The sequence below is a fragment of the Novosphingobium sp. YAF33 genome, from assembly GCF_052113265.1.
In the GTDB taxonomy this organism is placed as follows: Bacteria; Pseudomonadota; Alphaproteobacteria; order Sphingomonadales; family Sphingomonadaceae; genus Novosphingobium.
In genome coordinates, this window is record NZ_JBFRCW010000005.1 from 313,744 (window position 1) to 329,694 (window position 15,951).

A 15,951-nucleotide genomic window follows, 5' to 3' on the forward strand; every position below is an offset into this window, starting at 1 on the left:
AATTCCGGCGGTATCCGGGGCCTGGCCCTGATATTCGTGGAACTTCGCGGTCACGCAGTGGGGCGAGGACAGGGAGGCGGCTCATCGGTTTCGATGCCGATAGCCATTTTCTCTAAATCCGTCCTTTGCCTGCAATCTTTACCTTGTACATCAAAGACAACCAGCTATCGGGGTTTTTCCGGATAGAGAAACCTTACTCCACTCTCCTAGGTAATATCCCTAGAGAATCGGGGTCGCCAATAATCATCCCTAGTTTTGCAACTCGCGATATGACGAGGTGGATTATGGCGACGAAGCTATCGAGCGTGATGGTCGTCGATCAGCAGGAAGTTTTTCGTTTAGGCGTGAAGACTCTGCTTGAACGCAAGGAGCAATGGAAGGTTGTCGCCGATGCAGCGGACGGCCGGGAAGCCCTGAATTTGGCGGCAACGGTTCAGCCCGATCTGGTGATCCTGGATCACACTCTGCCCTCGCTCAACGGTATCGATCTGTCGCGATGCCTGCGGGAAAGATTGCCGGCGCTGAACATCATATTGTTTACATCGTTCATCACCGACGATCTGGTGATGGACTACATCGGCGCCGGCGTGCGCGCGATCGTGCTCAAGACCGACAGCTTCGATCAACTCGTTGCCGCGGCCCGCAACGTTCAGCTCGGGAAGGCCTATATTTCCTCATCCATGTCCGAATTCGTGGCGGAAAAGCTCTTCCAGCCTGTAAATCTCCGGCAGCAGACACTGACCTGCCGCGAGCGGCAGGTGGTCCAGCTCGTCGCCGAAGGTCAGATGAACAAGCAAGTCGCCCATATCCTGGGTGTGAGCGCCAAGACCGTCGAAACCCACCGCGCAGCTGCGATGAACAAGCTGAACTTCGTTTCGGTATCCCAGCTGGTTCGATACGCGGTCAGGAACAACCTGGTTTCGATATAGAAATACGAAAATCAATGGCTTGATCGGCGTCGCGATTTCGGCGCAGCGAGGAGGTGTCCGGATTGTCCCGGGCGCCCCCCGCTACAGCATCGGCGACATTCCCGAGCCATCATCCCGGTTCGTGCAGAGGGGCGAGGGTGGCGGCTACTCCGGCAGGCCGGCCAGTCTTGGAACATCGGCCATCCGGTCCTCCCAGCTTGCCCGGCTGGAGAGGCAGATATGGGCATCCGGGGAGATGACGATCTCGTCATCGAGGCACCCCGCGGGCACTACGAGCAAGGCGCCGTCCATCTGGACGTTCGGCAGGCCGGATCCGCAGATCGCGCAGAAGCTCCTGGCATGGCGCGTCTCGGGAATGCGATAGTGCGCGATCCGATCGCTTCCTCCATGCCACACTATTGTTGCCTTTGACGAAAACAGGTTCGACGCATGCGCTGATCCCGTGTCCTTTCGGCAGCGACTGCAGTGGCAGAGATAGAAGTTCTCGAAAGGCCCGTGGATGGCGAACCGGACCGCGCCGCATTGACAGGAACCGGATGTCACTGACGTCATCGCTGTCTCTCCATTCGGTCGGGAGTTCGAAAGGCACGGCGTAATGTGTCAGAGCATGCCGGAGAAGGCGATTCCCGAGGATTCTCCCGGCACTCTGCCAACTCCCGCTCATTTCCGGGGTTGGGAAAGCGCCGCCACCATGTCCAGAAGCATCTCGGCGAGCGTGGCGGGGCTGAGGCGCTCGGCTTCGGGCTGGTGAAGCCACCACGAAATCGTCTCCACGATCAATGTCACCGTGCAGACCGCCGCCAGATCGGCAGGCAGCCGGGTTTCGCTCAGCCCGCCCTTGCTGACCAGCGCGCGGGACACGGCAAGCAGTTCCTCGCGCATCGCGCCCGCCGCGCCCCCGTTCAGCAGAGCTGTCCACAATGCGCTACGTTCTTCGACGTAGAGGCAAAGCGCTGTAAAACCGGCTAAATTATGACCGACCGGCAATGTCATGGCGACAAGCCGGTCGATTTGCTCCCGCGCGATCTGATCCAGAAGTGCTTCTTTGCTTTCGTATCGGCGAAAGAATGTTGCCTTGTGAATTCCGGCTGTCCGACAGATTTCGACGATCGTGATCTGGTCGAACGGACTTTGAATCAAGAGAGTCAGCAGCGCCTGTTCCAGCGCCTCGTCCGTGCGGGCCAGGCGTGGGTCTTTCCGGGTTGACGACGTCATTCGCACCTCGTTATGCGACCAGTAGTCGCAAAGCGACAATGAGTCGCATAGACGACTCATGTGGGGAGAGAAAGGGAACTTCGGGAATTTCCGATGGGACGTTTCGATTGACGTCGCAGCGGCACGATCCGCGGCGCATGGCCGCCCGGGAAAATGCAGATTCCAGAAGGGACGAGACCGGCCGAGACTGGTGAGCACACCGATAAAATACAAAACGGGATGGGATCACTGATGACAAAGAAGCGCTATTTCGCATTGATAGCTTCCACTTCGCTCGCCTCGGTGCTGGCACCCAAGGCCGGCGCTCAGGAGGCCGCGGGCCGGAACGTCTCCACCGCGAATGCAGATATCATCGTCACTGCCCGCCGGGTGGAGGAGCGTTTGCAGGACGTTCCCATCTCGATCACCGTTTTCAATCAGCAGGAGATCTCCCGGGCCAATATCGTCAATGCGGAGGACCTGGCCAAACTCACGCCCTCCCTGTCAGCGAATACCAGTTTCGGCAGCGAGAATTCCACCTTCGCCATTCGCGGCTTCGTTCAGGATATTGGCACCGCGCCGTCGGTAGGCAACTATTTCGCGGATGTGGTGGCGCCGCGCGGCGGCAGTCCCAGCATTCCATCAGGAGACGGCGCGGGGCCGGGCAGCTTCTTCGATCTGCAGAACGTGCAGGTGCTGAAAGGGCCGCAGGGAACGCTCTTCGGCCGCAACACCACCGGCGGTGCGGTGCTGCTCGTGCCGCAAAAGCCCACTTCCGCTTTCGAGGGCTATGTCGAGGGCACTCTGGGCAATTACGACCAGCGGCGTTTGCAGACCGTGGTCAACATCCCCGTGGCGGAAACCTTCCGGGTGAGGCTGGGCGTGGACCGGCAGAAGCGGGACGGCTGGCTGCGCAACACCAGCGGCATCGGGCCATCCCGCTTCAACGACATCGACTATCTGGCGGCCCGCGCCAGCATCGTGGCGGACCTGACTCCGAACCTCGAAAACTACATGATCGCCTCCTACACCAAGTCGGACACGAGCGGTCCGCTCCAGAAACTGATCGCCTGCAACCCCGGCGTTGCGCTTGGCGATTTCGCCTGCGCCCAGCTTGCGGATGCCGAGGGCAAGGCCGAGGGCTTCTATACGGCGCGAAGCGATGTGGAGGGTGCCAAGTCCAAGACCGAGACCTGGCAGGTCATCAATACGACCACATGGCAGGCATCGGACCACCTGACGGTCAAGAACATCGCCAGCTATGCCCAGTTGAAGCAGACGCTGCGCTCCGCGCTGTTCGGCACCCAGTTCTCCACCCCGGCGATCCCCGGCTTCCTGCCCAGCGTGCCGTTCAACTTCGCAACCGTGATCCCGGCGCCCAATGCAAAGGGGCTCAGCAATCAATCGACCTTCACCGAAGAATTCCAGTTGCAGGGCAATTCGGGCGATGGGCGGCTCACCTGGCAGGCCGGCGTCTACTACGAGCGATCGGCGCCGCTGAGCCTGACCGGATCGCAGTCTCCCAACACGATCAACTGCACGGATATCGCGCAGTTGCAGTGTACGGACATTCTCGGCTTCCTGGCGAACCTCAATCCGAACGTGACGCCGCTGGTGGTGGCGGGGATCATTCCGCCGATCCAGGCCGGCAGCGTCAACTACACCGTGGGCCGCCTTACCACGCGCAGCATCGGCACATATGCGCAGGCCAATTATGCGCTGACCGATCAGCTCAAGCTGACCGCAGGCATCCGCTACACCTGGGATCGGCAGCAGAGCGACACCGCGCAGATCAGCTACCTGTTCCCCACTTTCCCGGTGCCGGTCGGACCGCCGACCGCCAGTTGCACGCGGGGTAACACCAGCCTTCCCGATTGCGCGCTGCAGCTTTCGCAGAAATCCTCGGCGCCGACTTGGCTGGTCGGGCTGGATTTCAAGCCGGTGGAAGACCTGCTGCTCTACGCCAAGTACGCGCGCGGTTACCGCACGGGCGGCATCAAGTCAGACGCGCCGGTCGCCTTCTCGGTATTCCGTCCCGAAAAAGTCGATGCTTACGAGATCGGCCTGAAGTCCAGCTTCCGCGGCCCGGTGAGAGGCAACTTCAACGTCGCTGCGTTCTACAACGATTTCTCCGATCAGCAGCTTCAGGTCGGCTTCGCGGACAATCCCGCCGTCAACGGCGGCGTATCCGCCACGGCAGGCCCGGTGAACGCGGGCCGCTCGCGCATCTATGGCGTGGAAGTGGAAGCGGGCCTCAATCCGTTCGACGGCCTGTCGCTCAACGCGAGCTACGCCTACCTCAATACCAGGATCAAGTCGGTCGATCTTCCGCAGCTGCCCCCGACAGACCCCTACATCGTCTCCTCCACCGTGCTGCCCGGAGACCAGCTGGCGCTGGCGCCCAAGCACAAGGTGGTCCTGACGGCGAACTACATGCTGCCACTGGGCGAGGGCGTGGGCGCTGTTTCGGTGGGCGCGACGTACAGCCACACCGGCAAGCAGCGGGTCAATTACGCCGCGCGCGATGCCGCCAGCATCGCCGCCAACGGCGGGCGGGACATCGGCGTGCTTGCCCCTATCGACCTGCTCAACCTGAATTTCGATTGGCGCCGGATCGCCGGGTCGCCGGTCGACTTGTCGCTCTTCATGACCAACGTGACGAAGGAGCGTTACTACACCTTCACCCCGGGCCTGTTCGCAGTGGCCGGGTTCGAGGTGGCGAACCTGGGCGAGCCGCAAACGTACGGCGCGCGTCTCCGGTACAGCTTCTAGTCCGGTGGAGGGCGGCGCGTTTTCATGACTCTACCTCCAGACTGCGCCGCCCTTCTTTTTCCTTTCGAACCGCCCTCCGGCTGCATCGCGCAGCGGCGGGTTCACCCGGCCGGGACGCCAGGATCCACCTGAACAACGGGAGAGTTTTCCATGATAGAGCTCGCCGAACGTGATTACTTCACGGACCACGATATTCTCCTCGATCCCTACGCCTACTTCGAAGCGGCGCGCGAGCGGGGCCCCGTCTACCGCCTTCCCGGCCGCGACATCGTGCTGGTCACGGGGTTCGAAGAGGCGCTGGAAGTTCTGAAGAACACGGATGACTATTCTTCGGTCATTGCGCCGCAGGGGCCTGCCGCGCCCTTGCCGTTCGAGGCCGGGGGCGTCGACCTCTCGCCCCTGATCGAGGCCCATCGCGGCGGCTTCGTGGGCGGCGACCTGCTGGTGGCCTACGACGGCGAGCAGCATACGTTCTCTCGCTCGATCCTCAGCCGCCTGTTCACGCCTTCGAAGCTGCGGGCCAACGAGGCGTTCATTTCCGAGCTGGCGGGCCAACTGGTCGGGGACGCGGTCGCGGCCGGGCGCTGCGAACTCATCAAGGACATCGCGACGCCTTTCGTGACCCTCGTGATCGCGGATCTGCTGGGCGTTCCGGCCGACGACCGGCAGGTGTTCATGGACGCCATCGACGCCGGGCCGCCTCCGGGTAGTCTCGATCCCGACGATCTCGCAGCCCAGAACCAGCCGCTGGTCCTCATGGGCATGTATTTCGCGCAGTACGTGGCCGACCGGCGCCAGTCTCCGCGCGGGGACGTTCTCAGCGAACTCTCCGCCGCCGCCTATCCGGACGGATCGCAGCCCGACCTGATGGAGATCGTGCGCCTTGCGACGTTCCTGTTCGGCGCCGGGCAGGACACCAGCGCCAAGCTGCTTGGAAATGCCATGCGCCATCTGGTCGACATGCCGGCGCTGCAGCAACAGCTCCGCGCCGATCCGGCGCTCATTCCTGATTTCCTCGAGGAAGTGCTGCGCCTCGAAGGTTCCACGAAGATGACCGCGCGGCTGGTGAAGAAGCCCGCGCAGATCGCCGGCTTCGATGTGCGTCCGGGAGAAAAGGTCTTCATCGCCCTTGCCGCCGCGAACCGCGATCCCCGGCGCTGGGAGGATCCCGGGAAACTTATCCTCGGCCGCCCGCGCATCAAGGAACACCTCGCTTTCGGGCGCGGCGCGCACGTCTGCGCCGGGGCGCCGCTGGCGCGGGTGGAAGTCCGCGCGATTTTCGAGGAATTCCTGTCCCGCACCAGCGACATCGACCTCGACGAAACGATCCACGGGTCAAGAGGCGCGCGCAGGCTGGAATACGAACCCAGCTTCATCATTCGCGGTCTGGCCGCGCTGAACCTCAAGCTCACTCCGGCCTGAACGGGATAGGATCATGACCAGGGAAACGAACAAGGATCGCGTCGTCGTCGTCACCGGCGGCGCATCGGGAATGGGGCTGGGCATCTGCCGGCTCTTTGCAAGGAACGGCCATCCCGTGGCGATGCTCGACCGTCAGGAAGAGGCGTTGGAGCGCGAAGCAGGCGCGCTTCGGGCCGAGGGGGCGAACGTGCTTCCGCTTCGCGCGGACGTGGGCAACCGGAACGATATGGCCGCCGCTTACGATGCGGTGAGACGCAGCCTAGGCCCGATCAGCATCGTCATCGCCAACGCGGGCATTTCCGCCTCGGCAGACTTCCTCACGATGTCGGTCGAAACCTGGCAGCGGATGATCGATGTGAACCTCAACGGCGTGTTCCACACGGTCCAGCTTGCTGCGCCGGACATGGTGGCGCGCAAGTGGGGCAGGATCGTGACGATCTCCTCGCAGGCGGCGCAGTCGGGCGCGCAGGACCGTGCGCATTACGCGGCCTCGAAAGGTGGGGTGATCGGGCTCACCCGTTCGCTGGCGCGCGAACTCGCCGTTCACGGCATCACGGTCAACACGATTCCCCCGTCGCTCGTCGATACGCCGCTGGCCCGCGCCGGGGTGAATTCGGGAGAAGTGCCCCCGCTGGAGGTGATCGCCCAGGCCATCCCGATTGCCCGCCCAGGCACGCCCGAGGATATCGCGAACGCCTGCGAATTCCTGTGCTCCGACAAGGCAAGCTACATCACGGGCCAGGAAGTCAACGTGAACGGCGGGACGTGGATGTAGCCCTCGGCAGGCCGGCAGGCGACCTTGCTGCGACCCGCACGACCATAACTCCGCCGAAAGCCGCCGCGCGCTTCGGCCCGGATCGATCCATCTCAGGAAAGAGCGCAATGACCGACGAACTGAAGGGCTGCACGGCTGTAGTGACAGGGGCGGGTTCCGGGTTCGGCGCGGCGCTGGTGGACCGGTTTCGCGAAGCGGGCATGAAGATCGCGGCTCTCGATATCGACGGCAGCGCCGCGCAGCAGGTGGCGGACCGCGTTGGCGCGCAAGGCGGGGAGGCGATGGGCCTGCGTGTCGATGTCGCGGATGCGGGCGCCGTACAGGCTGCGGCCGCTACCGTGGCGGATCGCTTCGGGAACTGCTCGATCCTGTGCGCGAACGTGGGCGTGCAGCAGTTCGGCCCGCTGGAGCGGCTGACGGAACAGGAATGGCGCTGGGTGCTCGACGTCAACGTCATGGGCACCATTCATACGGTCCAGTCTTTCCTGCCCCTCATCCGCCGCTCGAAGGGCCCGAAGCGTATTCTCGTCACGTCTTCGTCGGCGGCGTTGACGCCGGGCATACGCATGGGAGCCTACACCGCCTCCAAATACGCGGTGACCGGCTATGCCGAGACCTTGCGGATGGAACTGGCCGAGGAGCGCATCGGCGTTTCGATAGCGTTCCCCGCGGGCATGGCGACCCGGCATCTGGAAAGCAGCGCCCTGGCGCGGCCCCGGGAGATGGGCGAGATGGAGATCAGGCGAGACGATATCGACGCGATGATGAAGAGCAGGGGCATGACCTCGGCGGACCATGTGGCAACGGCCGAACATGCCGCGCGCAATGTCCTGCTTGATCTGCTGGCGAACGAGCGCTACATCGTGACTCATGGCGCTTATCGTGCCCAGTTGGAAGAGACCTTCGGCGCCCTGCTCAAGGCGCATGACCGGGGGCAGGACGGTCCATCGCCCGGCACCTGAACTGCATGGCACTGCCGGCTTGACGGCTATCGATCCTGTGCCATGATTTCGCATGAGCACTTCTCTTCGATCCGATCGCCGCGGCCTGATCCTTGGTGGAGGCGCGCTGGCGATCTCCATGCTGCTGCCCGGCCCGCTGCTGGCCGACATCGACACCAGCGATCTGCGCAAGATCACTTCCGATGCGGTTCCCATCTCGCGCTCCGAACGCGAAGGGCGCCTCGAACGCGCCCGACGGCTGATGCGGGAGCATGAGATCGATGCCATCCTGATCGAACCTGGCGCAAGTCTGGTGTATTTCACCGGCATCGAATGGTGGCGCAGCGAACGCCTGACGGCAGCGCTGCTTTTCCAGAAGGGCGAGCCGGTGATCGTCACTCCGTTCTTCGAGGAACCCTCGGTGCGTGAGACCCTGGCGATCCCGGCGGAAGTCCGCGTCTGGCAGGAAGACGAGGATCCGATTGCGCTCATCGCCGCTACGCTGAAGGAGCGCGGTCTTTCCAGCGGCACGGTGGCCGTCGAGGAAACGGTCCGCTTCTTTGCCAGCGACGGTCTCTCCAAACGCGCGCCGGGTACCAGGATCGTTTCCGCGAACCCGGTCGTGCGCGGCTGCCGCATGATCAAGACGCCCGCCGAGATCGCGCTGATGACGAAGGCGACCGAAGTGACGATCGCGGCCTATCGCTGGGTCTGGCCCCGCATAAGGGCGGGCATGACCCCGCACGAGATCGGCGCACTGATGGACGCGGCGACGGTGAAGCTGGGCGGCACGCCGGAATTTTCGCTGGTCCTGCTGGGCGAGGCCTCCGCCTATCCGCACGGGTCGCATAAACCGCAGACCGTGCGGGAGGGCGAGGTGATCCTGATGGACTGCGGTTGTACCGTCGAAGGGTACCAGTCGGACGTCTCGCGCACTTTCGTTCTCGGGAAGGCGCCGTCCGAGGTCCGCGCGATATGGGATACCGTCCACGAAGGCCAGCAGATTGCCTTCGATGCCGCGCAAGTGGGGCTGCCTGCGGGCCGTGTCGACGATGCCGTTCGCGCTTTCTACGAGAAGCGCGGCTTCGGTCCCCGCTATCGGTTGCCCGGCCTCTCGCATCGCACCGGCCACGGCATCGGCCTCGATGGCCATGAGCCGGTCAACCTTGTTCACAATGAAACGACGGCGCTGGCCCCGGGCATGTGTTTTTCGAACGAGCCGGGGCTCTATTTACCCGGCAAGTTCGGCGTGAGGCTCGAAGACTGCTTCCACATGACGACCAACGGCCCCGCCTGGTTTTCCAACCCGCCCATGTCGTTGGAGCAGCCGGTCGGAACTGTGGCGCCATAATAGCCGATCGGCGATCGACTACCTGAAAGACCGGACCACCTCACGCGACAGAACGGCGCCACGCCACGCTTCGTCTCATCTGCTTCTTGCCAAAAACCTTGGACCTGTCCTGACGCGGGAGTATCGCGCTCGGCGTCGAATTCCAGCAACTGGCCCCGCTGCGGGTGTGCACGGTGCAGGGTCTTTTCTCATGAATAGGGGAGTTTTACAGTGACTAGACCTTTCGGCCTCGGGCGATATTCCGTTTTGACGTGCGCCGCGGCGACCCTGGCGCTTCTAGGCACGGCGCAGGCCTCTTTCGCGGAGACCCAGGCGGACATGGCCGAGGCGATGGCCCAGGCGAAAAGCGGTTGCTCGCAAAAGGAATTCGTTCAGTTCCTCGACGCTTTCATCGCCTCGCCGGCGGTGCGTGCGAAATACACTGCGCCGGCCGTCGAACAGCGCGCGTTTCGCCAGCCCGCCAAGGCGTCTGGTACCAACCTTCCCGCCAGCAATTACCGGATCTTCAACGTTTCGCATGTCGACTGGCAATTCGCCGACACGGCATCCGTCAAGCGCTGGGAAGCCGATCCGAGCCAGCCCTACACCGCGCTGGATGTGAAATTCGAGGACCTGCCCGACGGCAGTTACAGGTTCACCTATCAGCCTGCGATCCTGCGGGACGATGAAGAGGGTGACGGTTGGACGGTAGAGCGGCACATTGGCAAGCCAGCCGGTTATCTGTTCGCATGGCAGAACGGCTGCTGGCAGCTCACGCAGGATCTTCGCTGAACGAAAGCGCGGCGAGCGAGCAGGCAACCGATCGGAGAGCGGCAGGGCTTGCTGTCACGCCGAGGCTGGAAATCACGTCAGATCGAACCGCTCGGAGGTCGCCTCGCGCATCCGGGCGGCGTCCCGCGTCGGCGGCGACCCGAACTGGCGGGCATATTCGCGGCTGAACTGCGAGGCGCTCTCGTAGCCGACGGCGAATGCCGCGCGCGCGGCGTCCGGGCTGGCCGTGAGCAGGCGCCGGGCGGTCTGGAGGCGCAAGCTCTTCTGGTATTGCAACGGGCTCATGCCCGTGGCGGCCTTGAAGTGCCGGTGAAACGAAGGAACGCTCATCCCGGCAATTTCGGCGAGCGCTTCGGTGCGCAGCGGCTGGTCGAAATTGCGACGAATGCATTCGATTGCGCGGCGCGTGCGCGAGAGGCGGCTATCCTCGCGCCCGATCTGGCGCAGCATTCCGCCATGGCCGCTCTGGAGCAGGCGGTAGAGCACCTCGCGTTCGCGGGCCGGACCGAGGATCGGGATGTCGGCCGGACTGTCGAGAAGGGCCAGAAGCTGCTCCCAGGCATCCAGGATTTCGCGGGTCACGGGTGCCACGCCGAAGCCCGCCAGCGGGCCTGCCGGTTCCGATGGGCCGGACGAGCGCGGCAGTTCGGCAAGCAGCTCGGCCAGGACTTCGCGGTTGAGTGCCAGGGTCGTGACGATATAGGGGCGCTCGCGCGATGCCTCGGTCACGCAACCGACGGCGGCGACCTCAACCGACGTCACGAAGCAGGTTGCGGCATCGTAGCGCAGCACGCGATTGCCGATGGTCACTTGCTTGGCGCCGCGCAGGACCAGGCAGATCATCGGTTCATACCGGCTGCTGATCGTCCCCCCGGCTTCGCATGCCATGTGAACCCGAAGGCGCGGCACGGGCATGTCTGCGGGCATATCGCGGGAGGGCCCGGGAATATGGCGCTCCACGCGCCGGCACATGCGATTGAGCGTGTCCTGCATGAACGTCATTATCGGGCTGCCTGCGGGGTGATGCAACCGCGCTGATAGGATTGGGCAAGGCGTTGAGACGATCGGGCACCCTGGGGAAGGGGCCGCGCCCTATATCCGCCTCCTGGCCTCACCGTCTCAAGTGGTGAGCGCCACGAACCGGAGACAATCATGACCCATCCTTTCGGAGAGACTTCGACCGCCGACGAGGTGCTTGGCGGGATCGACCTTCGCGGCAAGCGTGTGCTCGTGACGGGCGCTTCTGCCGGCATCGGCATAGAGACCTGCCGCGCGCTAGTGGCCCACGGTGCCGAAGTGGTCGGCGCGGTGCGCGATCTGGCCAAGGCCGAGCGGGCGACCCAGCAGGTGCATGCGGCAGCCGAGACCGGCGGCGGCAGCTTCAGCCTGGTCGAACTGGACCTGGCATCCCTTGCGAGCGTGCGCGCCTGCGTGGACGGCCTGAATGAGGCGGGACAGCCGTTCGACATCGTCATCGCCAACGCGGGCGTGATGGCGCCGCCTTTCGGGCAGACCGCGGATGGGTTCGAAACCCAGTTCGGCACCAATCACCTGGGCCATTTCGTGCTGGTGAACCGCATCGCTCCCTTGCTGCGCGAAGGGGGCAGGCTAGTGAACCTGTCCTCGGCCGGGCACCGCTATGGCAACGTCGACCTCGAGGACCCGAACTTCGAGCGCGGCGATTACGATCCCTGGCTCGGCTACGGACGTTCGAAGACGGCGAACATCCTCTTCGCCGTGGAGTTCGACAGGCGGCATCGCGACAGGGGCATACGCGCCGTGGCCGTCCATCCGGGTGTGATCTGGGATACGGAGCTGTCCCGCCACATGACGCAGGACGAAAAGGAGGCGCTCGTCGCCTCGATCGGCGCTAGCCTGGAAGCGGCGGGCGCGTCTGCGCTGGTCTACAAGTCGATACCGCAAGGCGCGGCCACCACGCTCTGGTCTGCGGTGGTTGCCGAACCATCGCAGATCGGGGGGCGCTACTGCGAGGACTGCCGGGTCGCGGAAGTCCAGGAGAGCGAAGGCCTGCGCGGCGGCGTGCAGCCTTATGCGCTCGATCCGGACAACGCGAAGGCGCTCTGGGCGAAAAGCGAAGAGATGGTCGGCGAGCGTTTCTGACGCCGGGCCCGAACAGAGGAGACGACAACATGAAGTACCGCACTCTTGGCCAAGGCCTGAAGGTATCCGCGATCGGCGTCGGCTGCATGCCGATGATCCGCGAAGGCAACATCAACTATGGCCTCGCCGATGACGCGGTTTCGACCCGCACCATCCACGAGGCGATCGACCTTGGCATCACGTTTTTCGACACGGCCGAGATGTATGGGCCGTTCCGCAACGAGGAACTGGTCGGGGCTGCTATCAAGGGCAGGCGCGAAGGGCTGGTCATCGCCACCAAGTTCGCCATGCGCTGGGATGGCGATACGCCGACCCACGTCGATGGCAGCCCCGAAAACGCGCGGCGTGCCTGCGAGGGATCGCTGAAGCGCCTGGGCATCGACACCATCGACTTGTTCTACCAGCACCGCGTCGATCCGAACGTCCCCATCGAGGAGACCATCGGCGGCATGGCCGAACTGGTGAAGGAGGGGAAGGTGCGCCACATCGGCCTGTCCGAAGCGGCCGCCGATACGGTGCGCCGGGCCGCCAAGGTGCATCCGATTGCAGCGCTGCAGAGCGAATACTCGATCTGGGAGCGCGACGTGGAAGGGGAGATCCTCGATGCCTGCCGTGAGAACGGCGTCGGCTTCGTGCCTTACAGCCCGCTGGGGCGGGGTTTCCTGGCCGGCGGCATTCGCAGCCTGGACGATCTTCCGGCGGGCGATTGGCGGCGCAACGATCCGCGCTACTCGCCCGAGAACATGCCGAAGAACCTTGCGATCGTCGATGCGGTCCGCTCGGTGGCCCAGCGGCACGGTGTCTCCAATGCCCAGGTCGCGCTGGCGTGGTTGCTGGCGCAAGGGGACGATATCGTCCCGATCCCGGGGTTCAAGCGTAGCGAAACTCTGCGCGACAGCGCGGGAGCCCCCGACGTGACGCTCACCGCCGAGGATCTGGCCGTGATCGAGGCTGCGGCACCCAGCGGCCGAACGGCCGGCCCGCGCTACAACGAAGCAGGGATGGCACGCGTCAAGCTCTGACCGATCGCGCGAACCGGAAAGCAGGGCAGGCCGGCAAAAATCGCCGGCCTGCCTTCGCGCGAAAAGCGGGCTGAAAGCGGTGCAACCCTGCCCGGCAATCAGCGCAGCACGTAGTTCGCCGGAGAGACCGGATCGGGCAGGTCGGTCATTCCCAGGGCCGACAGCATCTCGCGCTCGACGGTGCGCACCATGGCGTCGAGCGGGAGGTCGTTGGGTTCGAGGCCGAAGGGATCCTCGAGCTGATCGCCGAGCGCATCCAGTCCGAAGAAGGTGTAGCTGACCAGGAGGACCGGAAGGAGTGTCCACCAACCCAGCGAACCGGCCAGCGCGAAGGGCAGCGCCAGGCAGAATATATATGCGGTGCGGTGCAGCAGGAGCGAATAGCTGAAGGGAACAGGGGTGAGGGCAATGCGCTCGCAGCCGGCCTGGACTTGCGCCAGCAGGTGAAGCTGTTCCTCGATGAGCGAATGGTGGATCGCGCCGACCCGCCCGTCCCTCGCCAGTTCCAGGCCGTGACGGCCCAGTTCGCGAAGCAGGCTGTCACTGGGATTGACGGCATCGTCCCATGGCCCGCTCCCGCAGCGCCTGGCGATTTCTTCCGTTTCCCCGCTTCCGCGCAGCCGGGCTGCAAGGCCCGCCGTAAAGCCGCACATGCCGATCAGCAACCTGCGTTGATCGGCATGTTCGAGAGTGACGACGCGGCGCGCAAGTGAGCGGCCGGCGATCACGAGCGAGCCCCAGAGCTTGCGCCCCTCCCACCAGCGATCGTAGCAGGCATTGTTGCGAAAGCTCATGAAGATCGAAAGCGCGATGCCGATCAGCGTGAAAGGCGTGGTGCCGATCCGGGAAAACAGGTCCGGCCGCTGTCCGGCGGCCATGACGGCCAGGCAGCTGACGGCAGCGATCGTCACCAACCTGCCGACGATACGGGGAAGGATCGATCCCCTGATAGCGAAAGCGACATCCCAAAGACCCGGTTTGGGGCGGACGATCATAGGGAAATCTCGGCAGCATTCGCGGCGGGACCATGGGCGGCCACGACATGCGGGGGCTTGCCGTCACGCTGGTAGCGGGTTGCGCAAGCCTGGGTTTCGATCAGCATGGCATGGCTCTAATCCAAGCCGCCGACCAGCCGCAAGAGCCACTTTCGCAGGGATCCTTGCAGCGGTTGCAAGGCATTCGCATGGCGGGTGCGCCTTGTCGGCCTAGTCCGTGACGAAAGTATCGCCGCCGATGAAGACCATGTCCTTCGAAGGGTGTGCAGGCCGCCCGGTCGCGCCGTAAGCGAAGCTCGTCCGCTTTACCCGCCCGTCTGCGTAAGTGAGTTCCAGCGTGGTGCCGGACAGCCGGTAACGCCCGCTTCCACCAGTCTTGCGGCCGGCGTAAACGCCGCTGCCCATCGCGCCCATGTTGGATCCCTCCACGAACTGCCCGTCCGGCGTGAAGCGGATCTTGTCCACGAACAGTGCCACCGTCGTCCCGCCGCCTTGCAGCCCGCTGGAGCTGGTGCGTGAATAGGCACCGGAGAGTGTCGCGCCGCCCTGTGCGCTGGAGAAGGCCGGAAAGAAGTTGCCGGAGGGAAGCGTGTAGTCGTTCGAATGGCCGTCGCTGCCGGTCAGACGAAAGCCTCCGCCTGCCTGCTGCCAACGCCCCCAGCGGTGCGGCTCGCGCGCCTTGGACTCTGCGACGTTCAACTCGTCGAGCGGCGTGGCGCCGATCTCCCAGTATTCGCCGTTGCCGAAGAATGCGAGCGGCTCCCAGTCGACCCCGCCGCCGCCCGAAATCGCGCGAAAATACAGGCCGGCAGCTTTGCTCGTGGCAGCCATCCCTGACGCCCGCACGGGTGTTGGGGCAGGGGGCGGCGGGGCGGTTCCCGCTGCCGATGGTGCGCCTTGTCCGGCGAAGCCCTTCGCCGTCAGCGTCATGCGGCGCATGTCCACCTTGAGCAGAGCGGCGGCCTGCGCCTGGACGGCGTCACTCACCTGCTGCTTCATCGCGGCGCCCTGCGTCGCTGCGGCCTGCATCTGGATTTCGGCAAGCAGCGCCTGGAGCAGCATGGTGTCTCCGATATCCTGCCGCCCGCGGTCGTCCAGGGCGGCGAAACCGGGATTGGCGAGCATCACCTTGCGCATCTGCGCCCGCACTGCCTGCGCTGTCTCGCGATCGGGGCGGCTGTCATCGACAATGCCGTTTGCGGCCAGCCAGGCGACCATCCAGTAAGCGGAGACGAGATCCACCACGTCTTCGATATCGAAGCCGAGTTTCCCATAGGCGGGCCGGACCTTGGCGATGATGTCCTCCCGGAACAGCTTCTCCAGTTCCGCCCCGGCCTGCGGTGATTTCTGCCCGAACAGGGCGACGATCTTCGCCTCCTTCTCGGCAAGGAGCGCGGGGTCCCGGTGAAAGCGGGTGGCCGGTTCGGACTGCGCGGCGGCGGCCGGGCCAGAAGCCAGCAGCAGGAGGGCAGACGGTATCAGGACGCGGGGGAGCATCGAACCTCCTTCGGGACATACCGAACCGCGCTGGCCGCTGAGACATAACGCGGTCATGACAGGGGCGACAGGCCGTTCGAATGATGAGGCGAACGGTCCCCGCCATACCGCCTGACCCTGCCATCAAGCTGCAATGGATTGCCATCACGGGTCCTCCTGCT

Annotated in this window: 14 protein-coding genes; 9 read left to right on the forward strand and 5 right to left on the reverse strand. The window is 64.4% G+C overall.

What is annotated here, in order from left to right; translation table 11 throughout:
- Positions 1 to 284 precede the first annotated feature (284 nt).
- Positions 285 to 929, forward strand: a complete 645-nt coding sequence (locus AB4Z00_RS12440; RefSeq protein ID WP_442046173.1) for a response regulator — start codon at positions 285 to 287, stop codon at positions 927 to 929.
- 144 nt (positions 930 to 1,073) lie between these two features.
- Here AB4Z00_RS12440 and AB4Z00_RS12445 read toward each other — a convergent pair whose 3' ends face one another.
- The gene (locus AB4Z00_RS12445; protein ID WP_442046174.1) at positions 1,074 to 1,481 is read right to left on the reverse strand and encodes a GFA family protein; all 408 of its coding nucleotides are present in this window, start codon (positions 1,479 to 1,481) and stop codon (positions 1,074 to 1,076) included.
- A gap of 108 nt (positions 1,482 to 1,589) precedes the next feature.
- On the reverse strand, positions 1,590 to 2,144 hold the full coding sequence (locus AB4Z00_RS12450; RefSeq protein WP_431567510.1) for a TetR/AcrR family transcriptional regulator: 555 nt from the start codon (positions 2,142 to 2,144) through the stop codon (positions 1,590 to 1,592).
- 231 nt (positions 2,145 to 2,375) lie between these two features.
- On the opposite strand from AB4Z00_RS12450, the gene AB4Z00_RS12455 reads away from it, so the two are divergent.
- The 6 genes from AB4Z00_RS12455 (at position 2,376) to AB4Z00_RS12480 (ending at position 10,155) form a co-directional block, all read left to right on the forward strand.
- Positions 2,376 to 4,895 carry a TonB-dependent receptor gene (locus AB4Z00_RS12455; RefSeq protein ID WP_442046175.1) on the forward strand — a complete coding sequence of 840 codons (2,520 nt, stop codon included), beginning with the start codon at positions 2,376 to 2,378 and terminating at the stop codon, positions 4,893 to 4,895.
- A 150-nt stretch (positions 4,896 to 5,045) separates the two neighbouring features.
- The gene (locus AB4Z00_RS12460) at positions 5,046 to 6,317 is read left to right on the forward strand and encodes a cytochrome P450 (protein WP_442046176.1); all 1,272 of its coding nucleotides are present in this window, start codon (positions 5,046 to 5,048) and stop codon (positions 6,315 to 6,317) included.
- A 13-nt stretch (positions 6,318 to 6,330) separates the two neighbouring features.
- Positions 6,331 to 7,092 carry an SDR family NAD(P)-dependent oxidoreductase gene (locus tag AB4Z00_RS12465; RefSeq protein WP_442046177.1) on the forward strand — a complete coding sequence of 254 codons (762 nt, stop codon included), beginning with the start codon at positions 6,331 to 6,333 and terminating at the stop codon, positions 7,090 to 7,092.
- A 107-nt stretch (positions 7,093 to 7,199) separates the two neighbouring features.
- Positions 7,200 to 8,054, forward strand: coding sequence for an SDR family oxidoreductase (locus AB4Z00_RS12470; protein ID WP_442046178.1), 855 nt, complete (start codon positions 7,200 to 7,202; stop codon positions 8,052 to 8,054).
- 52 nt (positions 8,055 to 8,106) lie between these two features.
- Entirely contained in the window at positions 8,107 to 9,384 is a 1,278-nt protein-coding gene (locus AB4Z00_RS12475) for a M24 family metallopeptidase (protein ID WP_442046179.1), read from the forward strand.
- 318 nt (positions 9,385 to 9,702) lie between these two features.
- Positions 9,703 to 10,155 (forward strand): hypothetical protein, encoded by a 453-nt coding sequence (locus AB4Z00_RS12480; protein WP_431567504.1) that lies wholly within the window; start codon positions 9,703 to 9,705, stop codon positions 10,153 to 10,155.
- Positions 10,156 to 10,227: 72 nt separating this feature from the next.
- Here the strand turns inward: AB4Z00_RS12480 and AB4Z00_RS12485 are convergent, their stop codons facing one another.
- Entirely contained in the window at positions 10,228 to 11,157 is a 930-nt protein-coding gene (locus tag AB4Z00_RS12485) for an AraC family transcriptional regulator (protein ID WP_243654257.1), read from the reverse strand.
- 150 nt (positions 11,158 to 11,307) lie between these two features.
- Between AB4Z00_RS12485 and AB4Z00_RS12490 the strand changes: the two genes are divergently transcribed.
- Both AB4Z00_RS12490 and AB4Z00_RS12495 read left to right on the forward strand, forming a co-directional pair.
- On the forward strand, positions 11,308 to 12,276 hold the full coding sequence (locus AB4Z00_RS12490; RefSeq protein WP_442046180.1) for an SDR family NAD(P)-dependent oxidoreductase: 969 nt from the start codon (positions 11,308 to 11,310) through the stop codon (positions 12,274 to 12,276).
- 29 nt (positions 12,277 to 12,305) lie between these two features.
- Positions 12,306 to 13,298 (forward strand): aldo/keto reductase, encoded by a 993-nt coding sequence (locus tag AB4Z00_RS12495; RefSeq protein ID WP_442046181.1) that lies wholly within the window; start codon positions 12,306 to 12,308, stop codon positions 13,296 to 13,298.
- Positions 13,299 to 13,396: 98 nt separating this feature from the next.
- Here AB4Z00_RS12495 and AB4Z00_RS12500 read toward each other — a convergent pair whose 3' ends face one another.
- On the reverse strand, positions 13,397 to 14,293 hold the full coding sequence (locus tag AB4Z00_RS12500; protein WP_134094454.1) for a bestrophin family protein: 897 nt from the start codon (positions 14,291 to 14,293) through the stop codon (positions 13,397 to 13,399).
- Between the two features lie 210 nt (positions 14,294 to 14,503).
- Positions 14,504 to 15,790 carry a DUF6683 family protein gene (locus AB4Z00_RS12505; RefSeq protein ID WP_442046182.1) on the reverse strand — a complete coding sequence of 429 codons (1,287 nt, stop codon included), beginning with the start codon at positions 15,788 to 15,790 and terminating at the stop codon, positions 14,504 to 14,506.
- Between the last annotated feature and the right edge of the window lie 161 nt (positions 15,791 to 15,951).